The 24,445-nt window shown below is 72.3% G+C and carries 14 protein-coding genes; 4 read left to right on the top strand and 10 right to left on the bottom strand.

Annotation, left to right across the window (positions count from 1 at the left end; genetic code table 11):
• Position 1: 1 nt before the first annotated feature.
• The 3 genes from ACZ7L4_RS23630 to ACZ7L4_RS23620 all read right to left on the bottom strand — a co-directional run bounded on the left by ACZ7L4_RS23630 (position 2) and on the right by ACZ7L4_RS23620 (position 7,701).
• Complete coding sequence (locus ACZ7L4_RS23630) at positions 2 to 3,595, bottom strand: ATP-dependent DNA helicase (RefSeq protein ID WP_472105256.1); 3,594 nt, start codon at positions 3,593 to 3,595, stop codon at positions 2 to 4.
• 63 nt (positions 3,596 to 3,658) lie between these two features.
• Positions 3,659 to 7,057, bottom strand: a complete 3,399-nt coding sequence (locus ACZ7L4_RS23625) for an ATP-dependent helicase (RefSeq protein ID WP_472105254.1) — start codon at positions 7,055 to 7,057, stop codon at positions 3,659 to 3,661.
• Between the two features lie 278 nt (positions 7,058 to 7,335).
• Entirely contained in the window at positions 7,336 to 7,701 is a 366-nt protein-coding gene (locus ACZ7L4_RS23620; RefSeq protein ID WP_472105252.1) for an MGMT family protein, read from the bottom strand.
• A 164-nt stretch (positions 7,702 to 7,865) separates the two neighbouring features.
• On the opposite strand from ACZ7L4_RS23620, the gene ACZ7L4_RS23615 reads away from it, so the two are divergent.
• The 3 genes from ACZ7L4_RS23615 (at position 7,866) to ACZ7L4_RS23605 (ending at position 13,987) form a co-directional block, all read left to right on the top strand.
• Complete coding sequence (locus ACZ7L4_RS23615; protein ID WP_472105250.1) at positions 7,866 to 10,634, top strand: lysylphosphatidylglycerol synthase transmembrane domain-containing protein; 2,769 nt, start codon at positions 7,866 to 7,868, stop codon at positions 10,632 to 10,634.
• Positions 10,635 to 10,723: 89 nt separating this feature from the next.
• Positions 10,724 to 12,268, top strand: coding sequence for an alpha/beta hydrolase (locus ACZ7L4_RS23610; protein ID WP_472105248.1), 1,545 nt, complete (start codon positions 10,724 to 10,726; stop codon positions 12,266 to 12,268).
• Positions 12,269 to 12,415: 147 nt separating this feature from the next.
• Positions 12,416 to 13,987 carry an alpha/beta hydrolase gene (locus ACZ7L4_RS23605; protein ID WP_472105657.1) on the top strand — a complete coding sequence of 524 codons (1,572 nt, stop codon included), beginning with the start codon at positions 12,416 to 12,418 and terminating at the stop codon, positions 13,985 to 13,987.
• A gap of 88 nt (positions 13,988 to 14,075) precedes the next feature.
• Here ACZ7L4_RS23605 and moeZ read toward each other — a convergent pair whose 3' ends face one another.
• From moeZ to ACZ7L4_RS23570, 7 genes are all read right to left on the bottom strand, one after another.
• Positions 14,076 to 15,254, bottom strand: coding sequence for an adenylyltransferase/sulfurtransferase MoeZ (gene moeZ, locus ACZ7L4_RS23600; RefSeq protein ID WP_450811020.1), 1,179 nt, complete (start codon positions 15,252 to 15,254; stop codon positions 14,076 to 14,078).
• A gap of 63 nt (positions 15,255 to 15,317) precedes the next feature.
• Entirely contained in the window at positions 15,318 to 16,067 is a 750-nt protein-coding gene (locus tag ACZ7L4_RS23595; protein WP_472105247.1) for a spherulation-specific family 4 protein, read from the bottom strand.
• Positions 16,055 to 17,023 carry an NAD-dependent epimerase/dehydratase family protein gene (locus ACZ7L4_RS23590; protein ID WP_472105245.1) on the bottom strand — a complete coding sequence of 323 codons (969 nt, stop codon included), beginning with the start codon at positions 17,021 to 17,023 and terminating at the stop codon, positions 16,055 to 16,057. Before ACZ7L4_RS23590 ends, ACZ7L4_RS23595 begins: the two co-directional genes overlap by 13 nt.
• Positions 17,024 to 17,315: 292 nt before the next feature.
• On the bottom strand, positions 17,316 to 19,118 hold the full coding sequence (locus ACZ7L4_RS23585; RefSeq protein ID WP_472105243.1) for a hypothetical protein: 1,803 nt from the start codon (positions 19,116 to 19,118) through the stop codon (positions 17,316 to 17,318).
• On the bottom strand, positions 19,115 to 21,343 hold the full coding sequence (locus ACZ7L4_RS23580; protein WP_472105242.1) for a DUF3492 domain-containing protein: 2,229 nt from the start codon (positions 21,341 to 21,343) through the stop codon (positions 19,115 to 19,117). Before ACZ7L4_RS23580 ends, ACZ7L4_RS23585 begins: the two co-directional genes overlap by 4 nt.
• A 95-nt stretch (positions 21,344 to 21,438) precedes the next feature.
• Positions 21,439 to 22,908 carry a DUF3152 domain-containing protein gene (locus tag ACZ7L4_RS23575; protein WP_472105240.1) on the bottom strand — a complete coding sequence of 490 codons (1,470 nt, stop codon included), beginning with the start codon at positions 22,906 to 22,908 and terminating at the stop codon, positions 21,439 to 21,441.
• A gap of 8 nt (positions 22,909 to 22,916) precedes the next feature.
• On the bottom strand, positions 22,917 to 23,966 hold the full coding sequence (locus tag ACZ7L4_RS23570) for an alpha/beta fold hydrolase (protein ID WP_472105238.1): 1,050 nt from the start codon (positions 23,964 to 23,966) through the stop codon (positions 22,917 to 22,919).
• A gap of 231 nt (positions 23,967 to 24,197) precedes the next feature.
• On the opposite strand from ACZ7L4_RS23570, the gene ACZ7L4_RS23565 reads away from it, so the two are divergent.
• Positions 24,198 to 24,416 carry a hypothetical protein gene (locus ACZ7L4_RS23565; RefSeq protein ID WP_385768585.1) on the top strand — a complete coding sequence of 73 codons (219 nt, stop codon included), beginning with the start codon at positions 24,198 to 24,200 and terminating at the stop codon, positions 24,414 to 24,416.
• Positions 24,417 to 24,445: the final 29 nt, after the last annotated feature.

The raw sequence follows: 24,445 nt of genomic DNA, 5'->3' as shown, positions 1-24,445 counted from the left end.
CCTATCCGCCCGCCCGAACGTGTTCGTCCGGCGGTTCCTCCACGGGCTCCACCGGCTCCTGCGGGTCCTCCAGCAGGAGCCGCTCCAGCTCCTCCCGGCCGGGCAGCCGACGCGGCCGGACCGTCTCTCCGGTGCGTACGTACAGGAACGCGGCGCTCACCGCCTCCAGGGGCACGCCCTGCTGCTCGGCCCAGGCGAGCCGGTAGACGGCCAGCTGGAGCGGGTCGGCGGACTTCCGGTGGGCCGTCTTCCAGTCCACGATCTCGTACGTCGCGTCGTCCCCGTCGCCCTCCTTGTAGACGGCGTCGATACGGCCGCGGACGACGCGGCCCGCGATGGCCAGCTGGAAGGACGTCTCCACCCGGTAGGGGGCGCGGTGGGCGTACGGGGTGCGCTCGAAGGCCTCCTTGAGCTCCTCCAGGTCCCGCTCGTCCGCGATCTCGGCATCGCTGCCGGGCAGCTCCTCCGGGTCGAGCATGGGCAGCCGGAGCTCTTCGAAGCGCGACTCGATCCAGGCGTGGAACCGGGTGCCCCTGCGGGCCGCCGGCTGGGGCGGCTGAGGCATGGGGCGGGCCAGTTCCTGGGCGAAGGCGTCCGGGTCCGCGGCCATCCGAAGGAGCTGGGACGCGGTGAGCGTGTGCGGGACGGGAACGTCGCGCACGGCCGCGCGGGCGCGCAACAGCTCGCTGCTCAGTGCCTCGAGGTCGCGGTCCCAGGAGGCGATGGTGCGCGCCTCCTCCGGGGTGAGCTCCGCCTCGGGGGTAGGAGCGGGGTGCGGCACGACCGGGGCCGCCCGCTCGGGCTCGGCCGCGCGCGCGTCGGCACCGGCCGGGAACGCGGCGTCCTCGTACGGGTCGCGGTCGCCTTCGTCAGGAGCGTGGTCGCCTTCGTAAGGGTCGCGAGCGCCCTCGTCCGGAACGTAGCCGTCCTCGTAAGGGTCGTAGGGCGGTTCGTCGTCCTCGGGCGGCGGTGGCCAGTCGGGGTCCTCGAAGGGCGGCTCGTCGAGGACGGCGGGGTGGGTCTCCGTGTGGGGGTGGGCGGTCTCCGGCCCTGTCGCGCGCTCCAGGTGCGCCAGGACCGTGTGGGCGGCGGCCCGGCGGCGCGCGCGTGCCTCCTCGTCCAGCGGCAGCGGCCAGGCGTGCTCGACCGCGTTCTCCTGGAGGGCCGGGTTCTCCTCGTCCTCTGCCGGTTCGTCCGCCCAGGCCTCGATCTCGCCGTACCCCGCGGCGCAGTGCTCGTACAGGGCCTCGAGGAAGTCCGACGGTCCACGTGTGCGCTTCTGGGACGGGCCCCACCAGTGCCCGGAACCGAGCAGCAGGGAGCGCGGGCGCGTGAACGTGACGTATCCCAGGCGCAGTTCCTCGGTGTGCTGGTGGTCCTTCATGTCGGCGTGGAAGGCCTTCATGCCCTTGGCGTCCCACGTCTCGATGTCGGGCAATGTGGCGCCGTCACCGCGCAGTTCGTGGGGCAGGACCTTGGCCTGTGCCGTCCACTTCTCGCGCCCCTGGGTGCTCGGGAACGTGCCGTTGACGAGGCCGGGGACGGCGACGACGTCCCATTCGAGGCCCTTGGACTTGTGGGCGGTGAGCACCTTCACGGTGTCCTCGCCACCGGGCAGCGCGTTGTCGAGGCCCTTCTCGTACTGCGCCGCGGTGCGCAGGAATCCGAGGAAGGCGAGCAGCGTCGCGGAGCCGTCGTTGGCCGCGAAGGACGCGGCGATGTCGAGGAAGTTGGACAGCGTCTCGCGCCGCCGGGCCGCCAACGCGTGCGGGGACGCGGAGAGTTCGACCTCCAGGCCGGTGACCGCGAGGACGCGGTGCAGCACGTCCATGAGGGGGTCGGACAACGAGCGGCGCAGCTCGCGCAGTTCGGTGGCGAGCCGGGCGAAGCGCACGCGCGCGTCCGGGGAGAACGGCAGCCCGTCGTCGTCCTCCGCGTTCTCGGCCGAGGTCTCCAGGAACGTGTCGAGCGCGTCCGCCAGCGATATCACCTCGGAAGGGTCGACCCCCTCGACGGCGGCGGCCAGGCGCCGGTCCGGGTCGTCGTCCTCTCCCCCGCGCGCGTGGGAGACCAAATAGCGTGCCCGGCGCCCGAGGAGAGCGAGGTCGCGCGGGCCGATGCGCCAGCGCGGGCCGGTCAGCAGCCGCACGAGGGCGGCATTGGCGCCGGGGTCCTGGAGGACCTCGCACATGGCGACCAGGTCGGCGATCTCCGGGAGGTGCAACAGGCCGGAGAGGCCGACCACTTCGACCGGGATGTCGCGGGCGACCAGGGCGCCCTGGATCTCGGCGAAGTCGGTCGCGGTGCGGCACAGCACGGCGATCTCGCCGGGAGGCGTCCCCGTGGCGACGAGGTGGCCGATGGAGTCGGCGAGCCAGTCGATCTCCTCGCTGTGCGTGCTCAGGAGGGCGCAGCGCACGACGCCGTCCCGCTCGGCCCCGGGGGCGGGGCGCAGGGCCTCCACGCCCGCGTGCATCGCCCTGAGCGGCTCGGCGAGCCCGTTGGCGAGGTCGAGCAGGCGGCCACCGCTGCGCCGGTTCTCGCTGAGCGCGAAACGGGTGGCCGGGCGCCCGTCCGCGTACGCGAAGTGGCGCGGGAAGTCGTCGAGGTTGGCGACGGAGGCGCCGCGCCATCCGTAGATCGCCTGGCAGGGGTCTCCGACCGCGGTCACGGCGTGGCCCGTGCCCCCGCCGAAGAGGCCCGCGAGCAGGATCCGCTGGGCCACGGAGGTGTCCTGGTACTCGTCGAGCAGGACCACGCGGAATTCGTCGCGCAGGATCTCGCCGACCTCGGGCCGCGTGTCGGCGAGCGTCGCCGACAGGGCGATCTGGTCGCCGAAGTCGAGGAGGTCGCGCGAGCGCTTGGCCGCCCTGTAGTGGCCCACGAGTTCGGCCAGCTCCAGGCGCGCGGCGGCGGCCTCGGGCACCTTCCGCAGGTCCGCGTTGCTGAGCTTGACGCCTTCGAGGGCGCGCAGCAGCTCCTGGTCGTACGCGCGCAGCTTGCCTGGTTGTACGAGGTGTTCCGCCAGCTCGCCGTCCAGGGTGAGCAGATCGCTGACCAGGTCGGCGAAGGAGCGCGTGAGGGCGGGATACGGGCCGGGCGCTTCGCGCAGCACGCGCGCGGCGAGCTGGAAGCGGGTGGCGTCGGCGAGCAGCCGTGTGGTGGGTTCGAGCCCGAGGCGCAGGCCGTGGTCGGTCAGGAGCCGGCCCGCGAAGGCGTGGTACGTGGAGATCACGGGCTCGCCGATGGGGTCTCCCCTGCTCGAACGAAGTTGAGAGCTTGGGGAAGGGTTGTCCGGGTCGATGGTGTCGGGGTCGGTGACGCCCGCCTTGACCAGGGCCTTGCGGACGCGCTCGGACAGCTCGCCCGCCGCCTTGTTGGTGAACGTCAGGCCGAGGACCTGCTCGGGGGCGACCTGACCGGTGCCGACCAGCCAGACCACGCGCGCGGCCATCACCGTCGTCTTCCCGGAGCCCGCTCCGGCCACGATCACCTGCGGGGCGGGCGGCGCGGTGATGCAGGCCGTCTGCTCCGGGGTGAACGGGATGCCGAGCAGCTCTTTGAGCTGCTCGGGGTCGGTGAGGCGCGTGGTCACCTCATCGAGGCTAACCGGCACCACTGACAGCGCCGTCCTGTTCCGGCTCAGTGGAGGCGCACGTCACTCGACCACGTGTTTGCCCTCCGTGCGCGCGCTGCACGAGGCGCGGAAGGCGCAGTGCGTGCAGTGCTGTCCGGTGGTCGGCACGAAGCGCTCGTCGAGGACCTTGCCGGCCGCGGTGGCGAGGAGATCGCCGACCCATTCCCCTTCGAGCGGCTCTTGCGCCTGCACCTTCGGCAGGGCCTCGCCGCCGTCCTTCTTGGCGGCGCCCTGCCGAAGCTGCACCAGTTCGGCCCCACCGGGGTGCGGCCGAACTCCGTCGAAGACCTCGTCGACCGCGCCCTCGTGCACCGCGAGCTGGTACACGGCGAGCTGTGGATGGCGGGCGACGTCCGCGGCGCTCGGCGCCTGCTTGCCGGTCTTGAAGTCGACCACGTAGGCGCGGCCCTCGTCGTCGCGCTCCACGCGGTCCATGGAGCCGCGGATGCGCACTTCGTAGGAGCCCGCTTCGAGCGTCACGTCGAAGTCGTGCTCGCTGGCGACGGGGGTGCGGCTCGTCCGGTCCATGACGTGCCACCGCAGGAAGCGCTCGAGCGCGGCGCGGGCGTTCTCCTTCTCCTGGGCCGACTTCCAGGGCGCGTCGAAGGCCAGCGAGTCCCACACGGAATCCAGGCGCTCCATGAGGACGGCGAGGTCGGCGGGTGTGCGCCCGGAGGCGACCTCGTCGGCCAGGACGTGCACGACGTTGCCGAAGCCCTGGGCCGCGGTGGCGGGGGCGTCGGCCTTCACCTCGCGGCCGAGGAACCACTGCAGGGCACAGGTGTTGGCCAGCTGGTCGAGGGCGCTTCCGGAGAGGACCACGGGGTTGTCCCGGTCGCGCAGCGGGACCTTGCTCTCGGTCGGCTCGTACATGCCCCACCAGCGGTAGGGGTGGGCGGACGGCACGAGCGGTCTGCCGTCGTCGTCACTGAGCGCGGCGAGCTGGGCGAGGCGGCGCGCGGCAGCCTCGCGCAGCCCTTCGGAGACGCGCGGGTCGACCGTTGTGGAGCGCAGTTCGGCGACGAGCGCGGCGACCGCCAGCGGGCGGCGCGGGCGCCCGGTGACGTCCTTGGGCTCCACGCCCAGCTCGGTGAGGAACCGGGACGGCTGGTCGCCGTCGTCCGCGGGGGCCTTCACCGCGGTGACGACGAGCCGCTCCTTCGCGCGCGTGGCGGCGACGTAGAAGAGGCGTCGTTCCTCCGCCAGCAGCGCTCCGGGGGTGAGGGGTTCGGCGAGGCCGTCGCGACCGATGCGGTCCGCCTCCAGGAGCGAGCCGCGGCGCCGCAGGTCCGGCCAGAGTCCTTCCTGGACGCCCGCGACGACGACGAGCCGCCACTCCAGGCCCTTGGAGCGGTGCGCGGTCATCAGGCGCACGGCGTCGGGGCGTACGGCCCGTCCGGCGAGGGTGTCGGCCGCGAAGTCCTGGGCCTCCAGCTCCTCCAGGAAGTTACGGGCGCCACGGCCGCCGGTGCGCTCCTCCGCGCGCGAGGCGACGGCGAACAGGGCGCAGACGGCGTCCAGGTCTCGGTCCGCGTTGCGCCCTGCCGCGCCGCCTCGGCGAGCGGCGCGCTCGAGCCGGGTCGGCCAGGGAGTGCCGTTCCACAGCTCCCAGAGGGCTTCCTCCGCGGTGCCGCCGTCGGCGAGCTTCTGGCGGGCCGTCGTGAGGAGCGCACCGAGACGCTGCGCCCCGCGCGCGTAGGCGGGGTCGTGCAGAGCGAGCCGCTCGGGCTCGACGAGGGCACGCGCGAGCAACTCGTCCGAGGGCGGCGGCAGCGCGTTCCCGGCCGCGCGCTCCTCCTCGCGCAGGGCGCGCCCCAGGCGGCGCAGATCGGCCGCGTCCATACCGGCGAGCGGCGAGGCCAGGAGTTCGAGCGCCGTCTCGGTGTCGATCCGCGGCTCGCCTTCCAAAGCGACCGGACCGTCCTGCGCGTCCTGCGCGTCCTGCGCGTCCTGCGCGTCCTGCGCGTCCTGCGCGTCCTGCGCGTCCTGCGCGTCCTGCGCGTCCTGCGCGTCCGAAGTGTCGGCGGTCTCGGTTCGGGCCGCCACCTTGAGGGCCGTCAGCAGCGGCATCACCGCCGGTTCGTGGCGCAGCGGCAGGTCGTCGCCGTCGATGTCGAGGGGAACGCCGGCCGCCGTGAGCGCGCGCCGCACCCCCGGAATGCTGCGCCCGCCGGCACGCACCAGGACAGCCATGTCGCTCCACGGGATGCCGTCCTCCAAATGGGCACGCCGCAGGATGTCCGCGATGTTGTCGAGCTCCGTACCGGACGTCGGATACGTGTAGACCTCGGCCCTGCCCCCGTCGCGCACGGGCGACAGCTCACGGTGGGCCCGCACCTTGTGCGCGGGCAGCCGGGTCAGGGGCATCCGCTGGGTGATGCGGCGCGTCGCCTCCAGGAGACGGGCACCGGAACGCCGGGAGGTGGTGAGCACCTCGACCGGTGCGGGGGCGCCGTCCGCCTGCGGGAAGTCTCCGCGGAATTCCAGGATGCCGTTCACGTCCGCGCCCCGGAACGCGTAGATCGACTGGTCCGGATCGCCGAACGCGACCAGCGTGCGCCCCCCGCCCGCGAGCGCGTGCAGCAGCCGCACCTGGGCCGGGTCGGTGTCCTGGTACTCGTCGACGAACACGGCGTCGTACTGCGTGGCGAGCCGCTCCGCGACCTCCGTGCGGTGCGCGAGGAGGACGGCGCGATGCACCAGCTCCGCGTAGTCGAGCACGCCCTGCGCGTCGAGGACGTCCAGGTACTCGGCGAGGAACGTGGCGGCCGCCCGCCAGTCCGGGCGGCCGATGCGGCGCGCGAACGCGTCCAGGGCGGCAGGCCCCAGACCCAGCTCACGGCTCCGGGCGAGGACCGCGCGCACCTCGTCGGCGAAGCCCCGCGTGGTGAGGCACGCGCGCAGCTCGTCCGGCCAGCGCACATGCGCGAGCCCCGCCTGCTCCAGGTCGATCTGCCCCGCGAGCATCTCCCGTACGGCGACGTCCTGCTCGGGACCCGAAAGGAGGCGCAGGGGCTCCACGAAGAGATCCGCGTCCTGGTGGGCGCGGACCAGGGCGTAACAGAACGAGTGGAACGTCGTCGCCTGTGGAGCGCGCGCCGCCCCGATGCGCTGTGCCATGCGGTCGCGCAGTTCGACCGCGGCCTTGCGGCTGAACGTGAGCACCAGGATGCGTGCGGGATCGGTGCCCTTGGCGATGCGCGCCGAGACGGCCTCCACGAGCGTCGTGGACTTGCCCGTCCCGGGACCGGCCAGGACGAGGAGCGGCCCGTGGGCATGGTCAACCACCGCACGCTGATGTGCGTCCAGACGAGGGGGGTCCACCGGAGCCGGCCGGGTACGCACCAGTCGGTACGCACCGGGGAGCCCCTGTCGAACCTGGTGCTGCGACAGGTGCCGGGTGGACGAGGAGGAGCTCACGTGGATCGCTGGTCCTGGTGGGTGTGCTGGTGGTCGAAGAGCCGCCCGCGCGAAGCGGTGGCCAAGGGTTGAAGGAGGTGTCTGCCATCGACGGTGCCGTCGACGCTACGCCGTCGAGTGTGGCGGAAGCCGGGCTTCCGGCGCCCCTCCCGCACTCCTGCGGGCGCGGATGTGCCCGGTCTCACCAACGGACACGGGAGCGCCGAAGTGCCCCGCATGCCCCGTTTCCCCCATACGGGTCACCGGCCCCCCACCCGCGCGCGGGATGGCCGAAGCTGTCAATTGTGAGCTTCCGTACCCGCCCGGCCGTCCCACCGCGCGCGCTTCATGTCGAGGCGTGGCACGTGCCCCTCGGCGGCCCGGGACGCCTCACGCAGGGGTGTGCTCTCCTCCCTGTAGTGCTCGAGCGCGCGCAGTTCGCTCCCCGGCAGGAACTGTCCGTCCGCCCGCACCACACGCCACCACGGAACCGCGCCTCCGTAGAGGGCCATCACCCTCCCCACCTGGCGGGGGCCGCCCTCCTCGAGCCATTCGGCCACGTCCCCGTACGTCATGACCCGGCCGCGCGGGATCAGCTCCGCGACGTCCAGGACCCGCTCCGCGTACGCGGGAAGCTCTCCCGCCGGTTCGCTCTCCTTGCTCATCCGGCCCATCCTGCCGCACGGCACCGACAGTGCGGGCGGACGTACGAGAGGCGGGCCCCACAGACGCGGACCGCGACGCCGGCCGAGGACTCCCGCCTTCTCGAATGCACCCTGATGCCCCCCTATGACGGTGCGGCATGCCACCATCGTGCGGGCGGTGACTGGTGATACGAGATCAAGAAGAGACCACGGAGCAGCAGAGCGTGCACCCCGACAAGGCGGAGGGCACCTCTGTGGCACCGGCGCGCCCTGACGACGACGGCCGACAGGCCGCCGAAACGAAGCACGAGCAACCGTTGCACGACCCCGACTGTGCCGACGGTGACGCGCACACGGAGCAGGTCGACGGCGACGAACCGCTGCTCCCCGCGCGCGTGCACCGCCCCTCCGACCTCATGCGGCTCCTCGTCGGCCTGCTCGCCGTCGTCGTGCTGCTGGCCATCGCGGCGTTCGCGCACGGCACGACCTCGGGCTTCGCGCAGGACATCGACAAGGGCACCGGCCAGGCGCCCGACCTCCTGACCAAGTTCGCGGGCCTCGCGTCGAGCATCGCCATCCTGCTGGTCCCGGTCGCGTTCGCCATCGAGCGGCTCGTCAAACGCGACGGCCTGCGGATCGCGGACGGAGTGCTCGCCGCCGTCCTCGCGCACGGCGTGACGCTCGCGACGGATCTCTGGGTCGCCAAGGCCGCCCCGCAGTCCATCAAGGAAGCGCTCACCACGGTGTCGCCCAGCGACATCCACGCGCTGACCGACCCGGTGCACGGCTACTTGGCGCCCGTCATCGCCTATATGACCGCCGTCGGCATGTCCCGGCGACCACGGTGGCGCGTCGTGCTGTGGGTGGTGCTGCTGCTCGACGCCTTCGCGATGCTGGTCACCGGCTACACGACACCGTTCTCGATCATCCTGACAGTCCTCATCGGCTGGACCGTCGCCTACGGAACGCTGTACGCCGTCGGCTCCCCGAACGTGCGCCCCACAGGGCAGACGCTCCTGGCCGGCCTGCGCCACGTCGGCTTCCACCCCGTCAACGCGTCCCGTGAGGAAGCCCAGGAGGGCACCACGGAGAACGGCGACCGGGGGCGGCGCTACTTCGTCACCCTGGAGGACGGCCCGCCGCTCGACGTCACCGTGGTGGACCGGGAGCAGCAGGCACAGGGCTTCTTCTACCGCGTGTGGCGGCGTCTGACGCTGCGCGGCATCACGCAGCGCCGCAGCCTCCAGTCGCTGCGCCAGGCCCTGGAACAGGAGGCGCTGCTCGCCTATGCGGCGATCGCCGCCGGGGCGAACGCGCCGAAGCTGATCGCGACCTCCGAGCTCGGCCCCGACGCCGTCATGCTCGTCTACGAGCACGTCGGCGGCCGGTCCCTGGACTCGCTGCCGGACGAGGAGATCACCGACGAGCTGATGCGCGACACCTGGCACCAGGTCCAGGCGCTCCAGTCACGGCGGATCGCGCATCGCAGGCTGGCCGGTGACGCGATTCTGGTGGATCGTTCCGGCACCGTGGTCCTCACGGATCTGCGCGGCGGTGAGATCGCCGCGGGCGACCTGGTGCTCCGCATGGACATCGCGCAGCTGCTCACGACGCTCGGCCTGCGGGCGGGCGCCGAGCGCACGGTCGCGTCCGCCGTGGGGGTCCTCGGCCCGGACACCGTCGCCGACTGTCTACCGCTGCTCCAGCCGATCGCGCTCACCCGCTCCACCAGGGCGACGCTGCGCAGGCTCGGACGTGAGCGTGCCCAGCGCGAGCGCGAAGCCGTCCTGGAGGCGTCCAGCAAGGCCAAGCAGACGCGCATCGACGAGGCCGCGGCCACCGACGCCGGCAAGGTGTCCGTACGCGCCGAGAAGAAGTCCGAGAAGGCGGAACGGCAGGCCGAGAAGCGGGCCCTCGACGAGGCCCTGGAAGAGGCCCGCGAGGAGGATCTGCTGACCCAGATCCGCCACCAGGTGCTGCGCATCCGGCCGCAGGCACCCGTCGAACCGGCCCGCCTGGAACGCATCAGACCGCGCACGCTGATCAGTTTCATCGCCGGTGCGATCGGCGCGTACTTCCTGCTGTCGCAGCTCACCCACATCGACTTCGGGGCGATCGTCGGCGAGGCCGAGTGGGGCTGGGTCGGCCTCGCGGTGCTGTTCTCCGCGCTCAGCTACGTAGCGGCCGCGATGAGCCTGCTCGGCTTCGTGCCGGAACGCGTCCCCTTCATGCGGGCCGTCGCGGCACAGGTCGCCGGGTCCTTCGTGAAGATCGTGGCGCCGGCGGCGGTCGGCGGAGTGGCGCTCAACACGCGCTTTCTGCAGCGTGCGGGGGTGCGTCCGGGGCTCGCCGTGGCGAGTGTGGGCGCCTCTCAGTTGTTCGGCATGGGCAGCCACATCCTGCTGCTGCTGACCTTCGGTTACCTGACAGGGACCGAGAAGACGCCCTCCCTGTCGCCGTCCCGCACGGTCATCGCCGGTCTGCTGACCGTCGCTGTGCTCGTCCTCGTAGTGACGTCGATTCCGTTCCTGCGGAAATTCGTCGTCACGCGCGTGCGCTCACTTTTCGCCGGTGTCGTGCCCCGCATGCTCGATGTGCTGCAGCGGCCCCGGAAGCTGCTCACCGGCATCGGCGGCATGCTGCTGCTGACCGCCTGCTTCGTGATGTGCCTGGACGCCTCGATCCGCGCCTTCGGGGACGAGACCCAGACCACGATCAGCCTGGCCAGCGTCGCGGTGGTCTTCCTGGCCGGTAACGCGCTGGGCTCGGCCGCCCCGACACCGGGTGGCGTGGGCGCCGTCGAGGCGACCCTGACGGTGGGCCTGATCGCGGTCGGCCTGCCCAAGGAGGTGGCGGCGCCCGCGGTGCTGCTGTACCGGCTGCTCACCCTGTGGCTCCCCGTCCTCCCCGGATGGCTGTTCTTCAACCACCTGACAAGGAAGGGCGCTCTCTAGGCGACTTGGGCATCCTTCGGGCGGCGACGACCTCACTCGCACAGCCCGCAGCCCGAGCGCCCCGCACCCCGCCGCCGCAGGATGGACGCATGCCCAATCCGTCCTGGTCCCGTACCGCTGCCCTGACCGCCGCCACCCTGCTGTCCGTGTCGCTCGCGGCGTGCAGCAGCGACACGGACGACGACGTGGATCTTTCGTCCCAGGAGCTGAGCTGGAAGGACTGTCCCGCACCCGCGGAGTCCCAGGGCGGCGGCGACGCGCCTTCCCCGCTTCCCGGCGGAGCCGAGTGGCAGTGCGCCACCATGAAGGCGCCACTCGACTGGAGCGACCCCAAGGGCGAAACGATCGACCTGGCGCTGATCCGCGCCAAGGCGAGCGGCAGCCAGGACAAGCGCATCGGCTCGCTGATCTTCAACTTCGGCGGCCCCGGCGGCTCCGGGGTCACCACCCTCCCCGCCTTCGGCTCCGAGTACGCGAAGTTGCGCACCCGCTACGACCTCGTCAGCTTCGACCCGCGCGGAGTGGGTCGCAGCGCGGGCGTCGAATGCGAGGACGACAAGCAGCTCGACGAGTACTTCCAGCAGGACTCGACACCGGACGACACTGCGGAGCAGAAGAAGCTCGTCGACAACATCAGGACGTTCAACGGCACGTGCGAGAAGAACTCCGACAAGGTCCTCCCGCACGTGCGCACCACGGACGCGGCCCGCGACATGGACCTCATGCGCCAGGTCCTCGGCGACGAGAAGCTGCACTACTTCGGCATCTCGTACGGCACCGAACTGGGTGGCGTCTATGCCCACTTGTTCCCCAAGAAGATGGGCCGCGCCGTGTTCGACGGCGTCGTCGACCCCACACAGGACCCGGAGGAGGGCGCGCTCGGCCAGGCGAAGGGCTTCCAGCTCGCCCTCGACAACTACGCGAAGCACTGCACGTCGCAGGCCGAGGACTGCCCCGTCGGGGACACCCCGCAGGACGTCAAGACCAAGATCGCCAAGCTGTTCGACGAACTCGAGGAGAAGCCGATCCCGGGCATCTTCCCGCGCGACCTCACGCAGACCGCGGCGACCAACGGGGTCGCGCAGGCCCTGTACTCGCAGGACTTCTGGGAGTACCTGACCGAGGGCCTCCAGCAGGCCTACAACGGCGACGGCAAGATCCTCATGGCGTTGTCGGACTCGATGAACGGGCGCAACGAGGACGGCAAGTACAGCAATATCCAGGCCGCGAACATCGCCATCAACTGCGCCGACGACAAGCCCCGCTACTCGGCGAAGGACGTAGAGGCGAAGCTGCCGGAGTTCCGCGAGGCGTCCCCGATGTTCGGCGACTATCTGGCCTGGGGCATGCTCAACTGCTCCGGCTGGGCCGTCGACGGGGCCGCCGAGCACCCGGACGTCAGCGCGCCCGGCTCCGACCCGATCCTCGTCGTCGGCAACACCGGCGACCCGGCCACCCCGTACGAGGGGGCGAAGAAGATGGTCGGCGCGCTCGGCAAGGGCGTGGGCGTCGAGTTGACGTACGACGGCGAGGGTCACGGGGCCTACGACAGCGGAAACAAGTGCGTGCACGGCGCCGTGAACACCTACCTCCTCACGGGGAAGCCCCCGAACGAGGGAACGGTCTGCAAGTGATCCCGGAGTTGTCCACAGGCCGAGTCGGAGGCCAGCGGACGCTCCTACCATGGCCTGACTGTCTTTCGAACGGGGGCAGTTGAGGGGGGAGGTGCCATGGCGGCACAGGATTCGCGTGCGCCCGCGGGCGCACGCACACACCGGAAGATGGGGGCCCGCGCGCTGGCCCTGGCCGCGGCCGTCGTGCTGACGGCCGGGCCGATCGCGGGCTGCAGCGGCTCGGGCGGGGACGCCGGCGGAGGCGATCCGACGTCGCCTCCGGCATCCGCCTCACGCTCCGGCGGCGCGGCGCCGGGCGACGGCGGCTCCCCCACTCTCCCCTCGTCGCTCACCGACCAGCGCCTCGACTGGGGCCGCTGCCGGGCGCACGCGGGCTCGCCCGCGCCCGGCTCCGACTGGCAGTGCGCGACGCTCAAGGCGCCACTCGACTACGCCGATCCGTCCGGTCCCACGATCGACCTCGCCCTCATCCGCACCAAGGCGCGAGGGGACGAGGACGGGCGGATCGGATCCCTGCTCTTCAACTTCGGCGGCCCCGGCGGCTCCGGAGTCGACCTGCTGCCGGCCTTCGCGCCGCAGTACTCGAAGCTGCGTGAACGGTACGACCTGGTGAGCTTCGACCCGCGCGGCGTCTCGGCGAGCCGCGGGCTGCGCTGTCGCAGCGACAAGGAGACGCGGGCGGCCGAGTCCGTCGACCTCACCCCGGACACCAAAGCGGAGGAGGCCGCGTACCTCCGGGACGCCATCGCGTTCGGCAAGGGCTGCAGCGAGCAGGCCGGCGCACTGCTCGCCCATGTGTCGACCACCGAGGCCGCGCGCGACATGGACCTGATGCGTCAGGCTCTCGGGGACAAAAAGCTGCACTACATGGGCGTCTCCTACGGCACCGAACTGGGCGGAATCTACGCCCACTTGTTCCCCGACAAGGTCGGACGCCTCACCTTGGACGCCGTGGTCGATCCGACCGCGGGACGCATTGAGCAGGCAGAGAACCAGGCCCGCGGCTTCCAGCGGGCCCTCGAGAACTACTTCAGGTCACGCGGCAAGGACCCCCGGGAGGGAGCGCGAGAGATCGCCGCACTCCTCAAGAAGCTCGACGGGAAACCTCTGTCCGTCCCGGGCGGACGGGAGTTGAACGAATCGCTCGCGACGACAGGCATCGCGGTCACTCTGTACAGCAAGAACAGCTGGCCCGCCCTGACACGAGGTCTGCGGGACGCGGAGCGGGGCGACGGCAGCACCCTGCTCTCACTGGCCGACTCGTACAACGACCGTGACGCGAGCGGGCGTTACGGCACGGCGAGCCACTCCCAGCGGGCGATCTCCTGCCTCGACGACAAGGTGCGGCCCACCGTGCGGGAGACGAAGGAGCGGCTCGCGAAATTCCGGGAGATCTCGCCCGTGTTCGGGTCGTACATGGGCTGGGACACGGCGGGCTGGTGCCATGACTGGCCGGTGCCCGGCCAGTGGGACGACCCGGATGTGAGCGCGCGAGGAGCGGCGCCCGTTCTCGTCGTGGGCAACACCGGCGACCCGGCGACTCCCTACGAAGGGGCCCGCCGCATGGCCGACGAGCTGGGCAAGGGCGTCGGCGTCGAGCTGACGTGGAAGGGCGAGGGGCACGGGGCGTACGGCTCCGGCAGCGCCTGCGTGGACTCGGCGGTCGACGCGTATCTCCTGGAGGGGCGAATACCGCGCGACGGCAAGGTGTGCTCCTGACGGCGAGCGTCCGCCCCGATACGACGGACGGGCCTCGCGCGTCGTGCGCGAGGCCCGTCCGATCAGCTCACAGCGGCTGAGCCGAGGCTCAGTAGACCGGCTTGTCCGGCTCGATCTGGTTGACCCAGCCGATGACGCCGCCGCCGACGTGCACGGCGTCCGCGAAGCCCGCGGACTTCAGTACGGCGAGGACTTCCGCACTGCGGACACCCGTCTTGCAATGCAAGACGATCTTCTTGTCCTGCGGCATGTCCTGGAGGGCCGTGCCCATCAGGAACTCGCCCTTCGGGATCAGCTTGGCGCCCGGGATGGAGACGATCTCGTACTCGTTCGGCTCGCGGACGTCGATGATCTCGATGCTCTCGCCGTCGTCGATCCACTCCTTGAGCTGCTTCGGAGTGATCGTGGAACCGGCGGCCGCCTCCTGCGCCTCGTCGGACACGACGCCGCAGAAGGCCTCGTAGTCGATGAGCTCGGTGACGGTGGCGTTCGGCCCGCAGACCGCGCAGTCGGGGTCCTTGCGGACCTTGACCTGGCGGTACTGCATCTCGAGGGCGTCGTAGATCATCAGACGGCCGACCAGCGGGTCACCCACGCCGGCCAGGACCTTGATCGCCTCGGTGACCTGGATGGAGCCGATGGACGCGCACAGCACACCCAGGACACCGCCCTCGGCGCAGGACGGGACCATGCCGGGGGGCGGGGGCTCCGGGTACAGGCAGCGGTAGCACGGCCCGTGCTCGGACCAGAAGACCGAGGCCTGGCCGTCGAAGCGGTAGATGGAACCCCACACGTAGGGCTTGTTGAGCAGCACGCACGCGTCGTTGACGAGGTAGCGCGTCGCGAAGTTGTCCGTGCCGTCGACGATCAGGTCGTACTGGCTGAACATGTCCATCACGTTGTCGGCCTCGAGCCGCTCCTCGTGAAGGATCACGTTCACGTACGGGTTGATGCCGAGGACCGAGTCCTTCGCGGACTCCGCCTTGGACCGGCCGATGTCGGCCTGGCTGTGGATGATCTGGCGCTGCAGGTTCGACTCGTCGACCTCGTCGAACTCCACGATGCCGAGCGTGCCCACGCCGGCGGCGGCCAGGTACATCAGGGCCGGCGAGCCAAGGCCACCGGCGCCCACACAGAGCACCTTGGCGTTCTTCAGCCGCTTCTGCCCGTCCATCCCGACATCCGGGATGATCAGGTGGCGGGAGTACCTGCGGACCTCGTCTACGGTGAGCTCAGCAGCTGGCTCGACCAGGGGTGGCAGCGACACGGGGACTCCGTTGGTCGGTATCTACGTACGGTTGTTCCGTCTGTAACACTGCCACGCCCTCCTTCATTCCGAGACACCGCGTCCGATGCGCGAGACGATTTCGTCCCAGTAACCGGGCATCGCCTCCCACGGGTCGGTCGAGCCGTCCCGGTCCGTGCGATCGGTGAAGTAGATCGTGCCCGCGCCCTGCCAGCGCGCGATGCGCAGCGCCTCCTCGAGATGGCCGAGGGGCATCCCGTGGACGAAGTGACAGAACCGCTCGTGCGGATAGTCGGCGGTCCACTCGGCGACCTGGGACCAGCGATAGTCGCTCCAGGGTCCGGAGAAGGTCACCAACTGGTCGGCGCTCTCGGCGTAACCGGGGTACGGGTGGGTGCCGTGGTTGAACACGATGTGCGCGTCGTCGACGAGGGCGCGCAGGGTCGTGGTGGCGCGCCGGACCTCGGGGAGCGCGGCCCGCTCGGTGGGGCAGCGGTCGAAGTAGAAGCCGTCCACCTGGTACCAGTCGAGGAAGCGGTGGGCGTCGGAGACGAGTTCACCGAAGGCGCGGGCACCGTAGGCCAGGTCCAAGTGACCAAGGACACGCACCCCGGCCCGCCGAAGCCGGCCCGCCGCCTCCAGGCAGTGCTGGTCGGGGCGGGAACCCGGACCATTCGCAACATTCAGTACAACCCAGTGCAAAGGCGTTGCGGGGCGGGTGAGTTCGGCCCACTCCGCGGGTGCGACGAGGGGGTGCGCGAAACCGGGGACACCGAAGCCCAGTCGTACGTCGGTGCTCGACAGGCCGGTCGCGGTCGGGGTCAGATACGGCATGCCGCCTCCATCCAGATGTCGGCGAGGGACTCTTCGAGGTTGATGCGGGGACGCCAGCCGAGCCGGTCGCGGGCCGTGCGCACGTCGGCCTGCTGCCAGCTGCCGCAGCCGTCGGGGTACGGATACGCGGTCGGCACGGGTGGCATCCCGTGGTCCGATTCGGTGCGGGGGTGGCCGACGGATGGCCGCATCCCGACGGCCGGGCCGTCGAGTTCGTGGAGGGATCCGCCGAAACCGGCGACGCGGGCGAGCACGGCGGCGGCGTCACGCAGACGCACGGCGCGGCCCGAGCCGATGTTGATGACGCCCTGCGCGGCGGAGAGCGACGCGGCGTGCACGGCGCGCGCCACATCCCGTACGTCGATGAAGTCGCGCTGTGCGCCGAGGCCGCCCAGCTTCAGTTCCCCGTCGCCGGCCTGCATCGCGCGGCGCATCGCCTCGGCGAGCCGGCCGAGCGGGGATCCGGCCGGGGTGCCGGGCCCCGCGGGCGAGAAGACGCGCAGGACGACGGCGTCGAGGCCGGAGCCGAGGACGAGTTCGGTGGCGGCGAGCTTGCTGACGCCGTACGGGCCGCCTGGCCTGGGCACCGCGTCCTCCGCGGTGGACGAGCCGGGCTGCGAGGGCCCGTACTCGGCGCCGCAGCCGATCTGCACGAGGCGGGCGCCGCAGCCGCTGCGCCGAAGGGCCTCGCAGACGGTGGCGACGGCCACGGTGTTGTGCCGGGTGAGTTCGCGGGCGCCGCCGCGGGTGGCGCCGGCGCAGTTGATGACCACTCCCGGGTGGACGGCGTCCAGGAAGCGGGTGAGTGCTCCCGGGCTGCCGGTGGCGAGGTCGAAGCGGACGTCGGCGTCGTCGCCCCGGCCGAGTGTGGTCAGCTGCACGGCGGGGTCGGCCAGCAGGCGGTCGGCGACGAAGCGGCCCAGATACCCGTTGGCTCCGATCAGCAGAACCCTCATCGGGTGCCTCCCAGGGCTCGCGCTCCGGTCCCTCGGAGCGCTCCGAGGGCGCCGCGCGCTGCGCGCGGGACGCGCCGGTCGAGGATTCCGCGCTGCCCGTGCGGTCCGGAGTATCCGGCGTATCCGGCGCCTCCGGGAGGAGGGGTGGTCATCTGGCGTTCTCCTTATGGGGGTTGCCCTGGGTCTTCGGATGGGCCCGCGGTGTCGGCCCCGCGGGAGGTGGGTGGTGCTGGTCATGTGGCGAGGGCCGGCCGCGGTGGCGCGGCGCGCTCGACGGGAGCGGCGGTGGCGGTCACGGTGCCCAGCCGATCGGGTCGTCGGCGTTCGCGTGGGCGGAGGCCCGGGTCAGGGTGCGGGTGGCGTGCACGAGGAGGACGAGGGCGGCGACGGCGCAGGCGACCGCCGGGACGACACCCGCGCCGACGGCGTCGACGGCGGTCTCGACGGGCAGGCCCAGGACGTCGCAGCCGGGGAGGCGTGCGGCGAAGACCGTGGCGACGGCCAGCACTTCGAAGGCGACGGCGGCGCCCAGTGCGAGCGCGGGTGCGTGTGTGCGGCGGTGCGCGGTGAGGAGGCGGGCGAGCAGGAGCAATACGCCGAGGGCGCCCGCTCCGGCGTAGTCCACCTTCTCGTCGAGTACGGCGCCGGCCAGCACGAGGAGTGCGACGAGGGCGAGCGCGAACAGGGCCACGGCCCCGAGGAGCAACGGGCGGACGGAGGAGGCGAATTCGGCGAGTCCGCGGCTCGTGGCGAGGCGGCGTCGCGCTCCGCCCGAGAAGAGCTGGGCGCACCAGGTGGCCGGCGCCACCGCGACGGCGAGCGCGGCCAGTGGCGCGACCGCCGGGGCCCAGGGCTCGTCGGGCCCGCCCGCGAGCGCGGCGTCGAGGAGTCCGTCCCCGAGGAGCGCGTACGCGAGCAGCCAGCAGGACCAGAGCCGGGCCGAGGGGGCGGAGGGGCCGTCGACGGCACGCAGCGGCCCGTGGCGCAGCGTCGCGCGCAGGGCGACGAGGGCGGCGAGGACACCGACGATGCCGACGGCCAGGCGGACGGTGCCCGTCGTGGCGTGGAGGCCGAACAGCGTGAGCGCGCAGGCGGCGCCCGGCAGCAACGCGAGCCCGGCCCACAGACCGCGCACGCCGGTGGCGGGAGCGGTGGCCTCGACGACGGGCTCGTACGGGCCGCCGTCCCTCGACGCGCGGGCGTACATCTCCTCGGCGAGCGAGAACACGTCCTTGTGGCGGAAGCGGGCGGCGGTCCTGTCGGTGACGCCGTGAGCCTCGAGACCCGCGGCGATCTCCAGCGGGTCGACGGCCCGCTCGCACAGGTCACGGTGCCGGTGCATCAGCCCCTTGACCGGGTCGGCGCCGGAACGGCGTTGGGCGGGACGGGAGTTGGCGCCGCGGGGCTCGACCTCCTGCGACTCCGCACCGCGCGGACCGACGATCCGCGCGACATCGGCACGGTGGTCCGCCTCCGTACGGAAGTCGTCGTCACCTTGGCCCTCAGGACGGGTGTCCGGGTCATGGGAGTCGGCGCCACGGGAGACCGGGGCATGGGAGTCGGCGTCACGAGAGTCCGCGTCACGCGAATCCGCGCCACGGGAGACCGCGCCACGAGAATCCGCGCCACGAGAATCCGCGCCACGAGAGACCGCGCCACGGGACCCCGCCTCACGAGAATCCGCCTCATGGGACCCCGCGTCACGGGAATCCGAGCTGCGGACTTCGCCACTGCTGGACCCCATGCCACCCGGCTCCACATCGCTGGACTCAGCGCCGCTCGGCTCCATCGGCTCCACGTCGGCGGGGCTCACATCACGGGCACCGCCCTCAAGGACCGACGACCGCCACGCCGCTGGATCGCCCAACAGCCCCACGTCCAGATCACCCAGATCGCCCAGGTCACCCAGGTCGGCCTGTTCCGTGGCGGCCACGTCGCCGGTCGCCTCGCCGCCGCGCGTGCCCAGCGCCTCCGCCGACCCGGCGCCCCATGCTCCGGCGCTCACCGGCACCCGGGGCGCATCGGCGTCGCCCCCGGTCCCGGTGTCGCCGAACGCGGCGCGCTCACTCGTGCGTTCGCTGATCCGCCCGGTCATCCGTCCGCCTCCCCGCTGCCCTGCGTCATCCCGGCCAACTGCTCCCGCTCGCCGCCGTCGGCTCCCCAACTGGTGCCTGCCGCCCCGCCCGAGCGCCCGGCCAGCCATGCGCCGCCCCGGTCCCCCGTGCTCTGCGTGGTCCAGCGGCCCGGCACATGGGCCTCCGGCGGGTACGCGAACGGCAGGGGGTCGCCCGCGTCGTCGACGACCTCCCGGCGTACCGGGCAGCGCGAGACGATCTCCAGGTAAATGCTGTGAAATGCCGTGACGTTCTGTTCGACGGTGAACAGCTCCAGGGCGCGCGCCCGCGCCGCCGCGCCGAGCCGTTCGCGCCGCGCGGGGTCGCGCAGCAGCGCCACGCACGCCTCGGCGAGCGCGCGCGGATTGCGCGGCGGCACCACGAGCCCCGTGCCGCCGATCACCTCGACGACGGCGCCCGCGTCCGTGGACACCGTCGCGCGCCCGCAGAACATGGCCTCGACCAGGCTGACCGGGAAGCCTTCGACGACGCTGGAGAGGACGACGACACCGCAGGAACCGTAGACATCGGCGAGGTCGGGGGCCTCGGGGGACCCCAACTCCTCGAAGGAGACGGGGTTCTCGCCCACGGCGTGGATCCCCTCCGCCTCGTCGGGGAAGAGCTGCGCGGCGAGGGCCTTGCAGTGCCCGAGATACAGGGCCGCCTCGCGGTCCGCCGCGGGGTCCGAGGCCTCGGCCACGCCGCCGGGCCCGGCGGACGCCCTCGCGGAGACGAACCCGTCGGCCGGCCATCCACCGCCGTCCACAAGGCCCGCACCCGCGGCGGCGCCCGCTCCGGCCCCCGCGACCGCCCCGGCCTCAGGCACCCCCACGATGCGCAACCGGGCCCTCGGCTCCTCCTTGCGGATCTCCGAGAACGCGTGCAGCAGCGAGATCAGGTCCTTGGAGGGGTCGACGCGCCCGACCCAGACGAGGGTGTCCGGGTCGCCCGGCCCCTCCCGCTCGCCCACCGCGGCGAAGTGGCCGGCCTCCATGCCGGGGTGAATGGTGCGCAGCTTCGCGCGGTCGGCGCCGCACCGCTCCTGCCAGCGCCGCGCGTGCGCGTTGCCGGGCGTGATCACGGTGGCCTGCCGGTAGACCTCGGCGGCGAGTCGGCCGTGGAACGCGGCGAGGAGCGCGCGCACCGGCGCGCTCAACTCGGCGTCGCCCGCGGCGATGTACCGGGCCCTGAGCTGCACCCCGTACTCCGTGACGAGCAGCGGCACCCCGTAGAAGTGCTTGGCGATAAGACCGGGCAGAGCGGCCGCGCCACCGGAGGCCGCGTGGCAGAGGTCGACGGACGCGAGCCCGCCCCCTCCGGACAGCCCCGTGGGGAACCCTGAAGAAGAAACGGAAGAGGCTGAAGAAGCCGAAGAAGCCGATGCAGAAGCACCCGAGGCGCCCGACGTCGCCCCCGGGCCACCCGACGACAAAGCCGAAGCCCCCGACGCCGCCGCCTCCGACGTCGCACCGGCGCCCGCTCCCGCTCCCGTCCCCACCCCGTACCCCGAAGCCGCACCGAACCCGGACCCGTCCTCGTACCAGTCCAGCGACAGCGGCCGCAGCTCGCGCTCCACATGCGCGGCGAAGGAGAGCAGATCGGGCACGCGGGCCGCGCGCACCGCACGGAGTGCGCCGGGCGCGCGGCAGGCGCGCTCCAGGATGCGTACGGCGGCCTCGGAGCGCAGGGAGATACCAAGGGCGCCCTCGTCGCGGGCGAGTTCGGCGAGCCCGTACAACGCTTTGGCGAAACGGTCCGCCTCGCTCGCTCCCATGTCATCGGAGGTCGCGTCGGCCGAGACCACGGCCTCGACCAGCTCCCGGTACAGCGCGGCGAACCGACGCCGCGCCCGCCGCCCGAACGCGCCGTCGCGTGCGCCGCTCTCGCTCCCGGGCGCCGCCGCCCACATCGGAGCGGTCCGCACGCGCATGACCTGAGGCGGCAGTTCGAGCCACCCCGCGCCCTCCTGCTCCTGGCTGGTGGCGAGCGCGTAGATGTCGAACTCGTGCTGATCGAGCCCGCGCACAAGCCGGTCGCACCAGAGTCTGGCCTCACCGTTCACATACGGATAACCACCCTCGGTAAGCATTCCGATGCGCACGCGTACACCCCCGATCTCCCTTACAGGGAGCCGCCGTTGGATTGGCGGCTCGCAGCGGGACGAACGTATGCGGACATGCCGGTGGCGTGATGGACGGTTGTCCATCACGCCACCAAAAGGGGTGAACGGGCGTAACTTTCCCGCACGCGCGACGTTTGGTCGCGCTATGAGATCAAACGGCTACGGATAGCTACGTAGCGTCAACCCTTGGGAAAGGCCCAGGGGTTGGGCTTGCACGTGATCCCGTCGGACGTCAGGAACTTGGTCTGCTGCTGCATGACCGGCGCGAGCGCGCCGTCCTGCGAGCAGGTCACGTGATTGAAGCCGAGCCGGTGCCCGACCTCGTGGTTGATCAGCATCTGCCGGTACGGGTAGATGGCGTTGTCGCCGAGGACCTTGTCGTACGTCTTCGAACCCTGGGCCCACCGGTACGCGTTGATCATCACGCGGTCGGTCGCGGCGGAGTCGCACGACACGTTGTCCTCCGTCGTGTCGAGGCCCGACTTCGCGCACCAGTCGGCCGTCGTGCCCGGGCTCGCGAGCGTGATCACGAAGTCCGGCTTCCCGGAGGAGACGCGCTCGAAGGTGCGGGCGCTGTCGTGGGCCCAACTCCGCTTGTCGTTCAGGGTCTTCTGCACCGCCTGCGCGAACAGCGACCCGTCGAGCCCGAGCCCCTTCTCCACGTCGACGCGGTAGCGGAACTTCTGCCCGCTGCCCGGCGCCTTGTCGGATCCGGGGACCGCCGCGAACGCGCCGGAGGCCTTCAGGTCCGTCGCGAGCGGGTACTTCTTGGCCATCTTCTGCCCGTACGTCACCGGGGCGGCGGGCGCCGTCTCCTTCGGGACGGCCCGCTGGTCCGTGCGCGAGGCGGAGCCGCCGTGCGGACGGCTGCCCTCGGCGGCCTGCGCCCGCGCGTCACGCGCGGAGCCGCCGTCCCTGTCGGCGACCTGCCCGGCGACGACCACGGCGAGCACGGTCGTGACGGCCGCGGCGGCGATGCCGGTGAAGGTCATGCCCCTGCCGCGCTTCTCCCGCCCGCCGTCGGTCCCGGCCGGCGCCCCGTCCTCCGGCGGCGCGGGCGGCTCGGCGTCCCACTCGCTCACGCGCGCGTACGGGTCCGTGGCGACAGGAGCGGCGACACCCGCGGAAGCGCTGGCATCCGCGACCGCGTGGGCACCCACGGGCGCGTGGACCCCCGTAGGGGCATCGAACGCGTCGATGTACTCCTGCCGCGGATGACCGTGAACCGGAGTCCCCTGAACCGGAGTTTCCTGGACCGAAGCCTCCTGGGCCGGAGTCTCCCGCCGCGGCCGCGGCCCCGGCAGCGGTGAATCGGCGGGGGCCGTCGCCCCGTGCTCAGGTCCGCGCGCCGACGCCACCGGCCCCGCGACCCGCGGCACGGACGTGCCCCAACCGCCGCCCGGCTCCCGCGCTTCGGGATGGCCGCCGCGCACCGGACCAGCACCTGGACGCGCGGACGTGTGCCCCGGGAAGGGGGGACGTCCGGACACCGGAGGCGGGGTGGGAGCGGGCGGCGCCTCTGCGGGCCCGCGTCGTCTGCGCCCGGTGCCCGCGGCCGGCCGTGGCGCGGCGTGCGCCTCGGCCTCTACCTGTACGTCGACAGCGTCCTCCGCGCCGTCTGCCGATCCTCGGCGGCGATGCCGTCCCACAGGCCGCCTCAGCTCCCCAGTGTCGTGTGGTCGTCGGTGCCGGATGCGTCGCTCGCGGCATCTCCGACACTACTGGCGCTCCCGCGCCTCTTGTTCAACGCTTCGGTGTCGGCGAGGAGTTCCCGGAACGCCGTCGCCACCGTGCTCGGGTACTCCATCATCGCGACATGCCCCGCGTCCGGGAGCGTGAGCAGCCTCGAGTCCCGGAAGGCGCGTGCCGCGCGGGCCGCCATCCGGTACGAGACCAGCAGGTCACGCCCGCCGTATATGAGCTGCGTCGGCGCGAGCACGCGCTCGGCCTGGCGCCAGAGGCCGTGCTGCCCTCCGAGCGTGTACGCGTTCACGACTCCGCGCGCGGAGCGGGCCATCGCGTCCCAGAAGTACGGCAGCCGGAGCCGTCGTTCCATCTCCTCGACGGCCGCCCTGAAGCCCTCGGGCGTGACCCGGTTCGGGTCTCCGTAGCAAAGGGCCATCACGCCGCGCACCCGCTGCTCGGGCGTCCACTCCTTCGTCAGGCGCGTGAAGAGCGGGGCGACGCCGGGCACCGCGAGCAGTCCGGTCGGCAGCGCGGTGCGCTGCACCCGGATCTCCGGCAGTGCGGGCGACACCAGGGTGAGCGTGCGGACGAGATCGGGGCGCGCCGCGGCCACGCGCGTGGCGATGGCTCCGCCCAGCGAGTTGCCGAAGAGGTGCACAGGGCCGCGGCCCTGTGCGTCGAGATAGCGGACGATCGCGCGCGCGTGCCCGCTCACCGAGTAGTCGCCGTTGTCCGGTGGCGGCGAGTCGCCGAACCCCGGCAGATCGACCGCCTCCCCGTCGACGACGTCCGCGAGCAGCGGCATCAGCGCCGACCAGTTCTGCGAGGAGCCGCCGAGCCCGTGCACGTACAGCGCGGGCGGCAGCCCCTCGCGCGCTCCGGGACGGGACCGCACCGACAGCGTCAAGCCGGGAAGTCCGACCGATCGCAGGCGCTCCCCCTCGGCGGCTTCGACGGCGCCCGGCTTGGGCGTCGCGGCGGCGATGGCGGCAGGCACGCGCGGCGACTCGGTCGAAGACATGCGACATATGTTACGAGACGATCACACAGTGGATCGCGTGTTCGCCGTCACAGATCCGAACGCGGCACGACCGGGCGGGTTCGGACAGGGGATCCCGGGCCACTTCGGCCCCGGGGCCCGTGCCGCCCGGGAGATCCCCGAAGGGTCGCATAGCGCCCCGATCGGGTGTCTCATACGCTCGATATCAGGGCACCCGTCCACCGCAAGGACAGGTGAGGAAGGGAGCCACCGATGACGGTCGACCCGAGCGACCCCGAAACCTTCACGGAGCGCCGCCCCGCCGAGGCGGGCGTGGAGACCCCCGAGGCCGACAGCGCGGAGCAGTACACGGACCTCGCACCCGAGCAGGACGACGAGCCCGACACGGAGGCCGACCCGGACACCGCGAACGAGGCGGACCGGGCGGAGCAGGCCCGCGTCGTCGCGATCGACGAGGACGACTATCGGTGACCACTGCACCGATACCGGTGAACGGTCCG

It is taken from the genome of Streptomyces sp. NPDC107575 (assembly GCF_055657265.1).
This window is presented reverse-complemented; position numbering and strand designations above follow the sequence as displayed.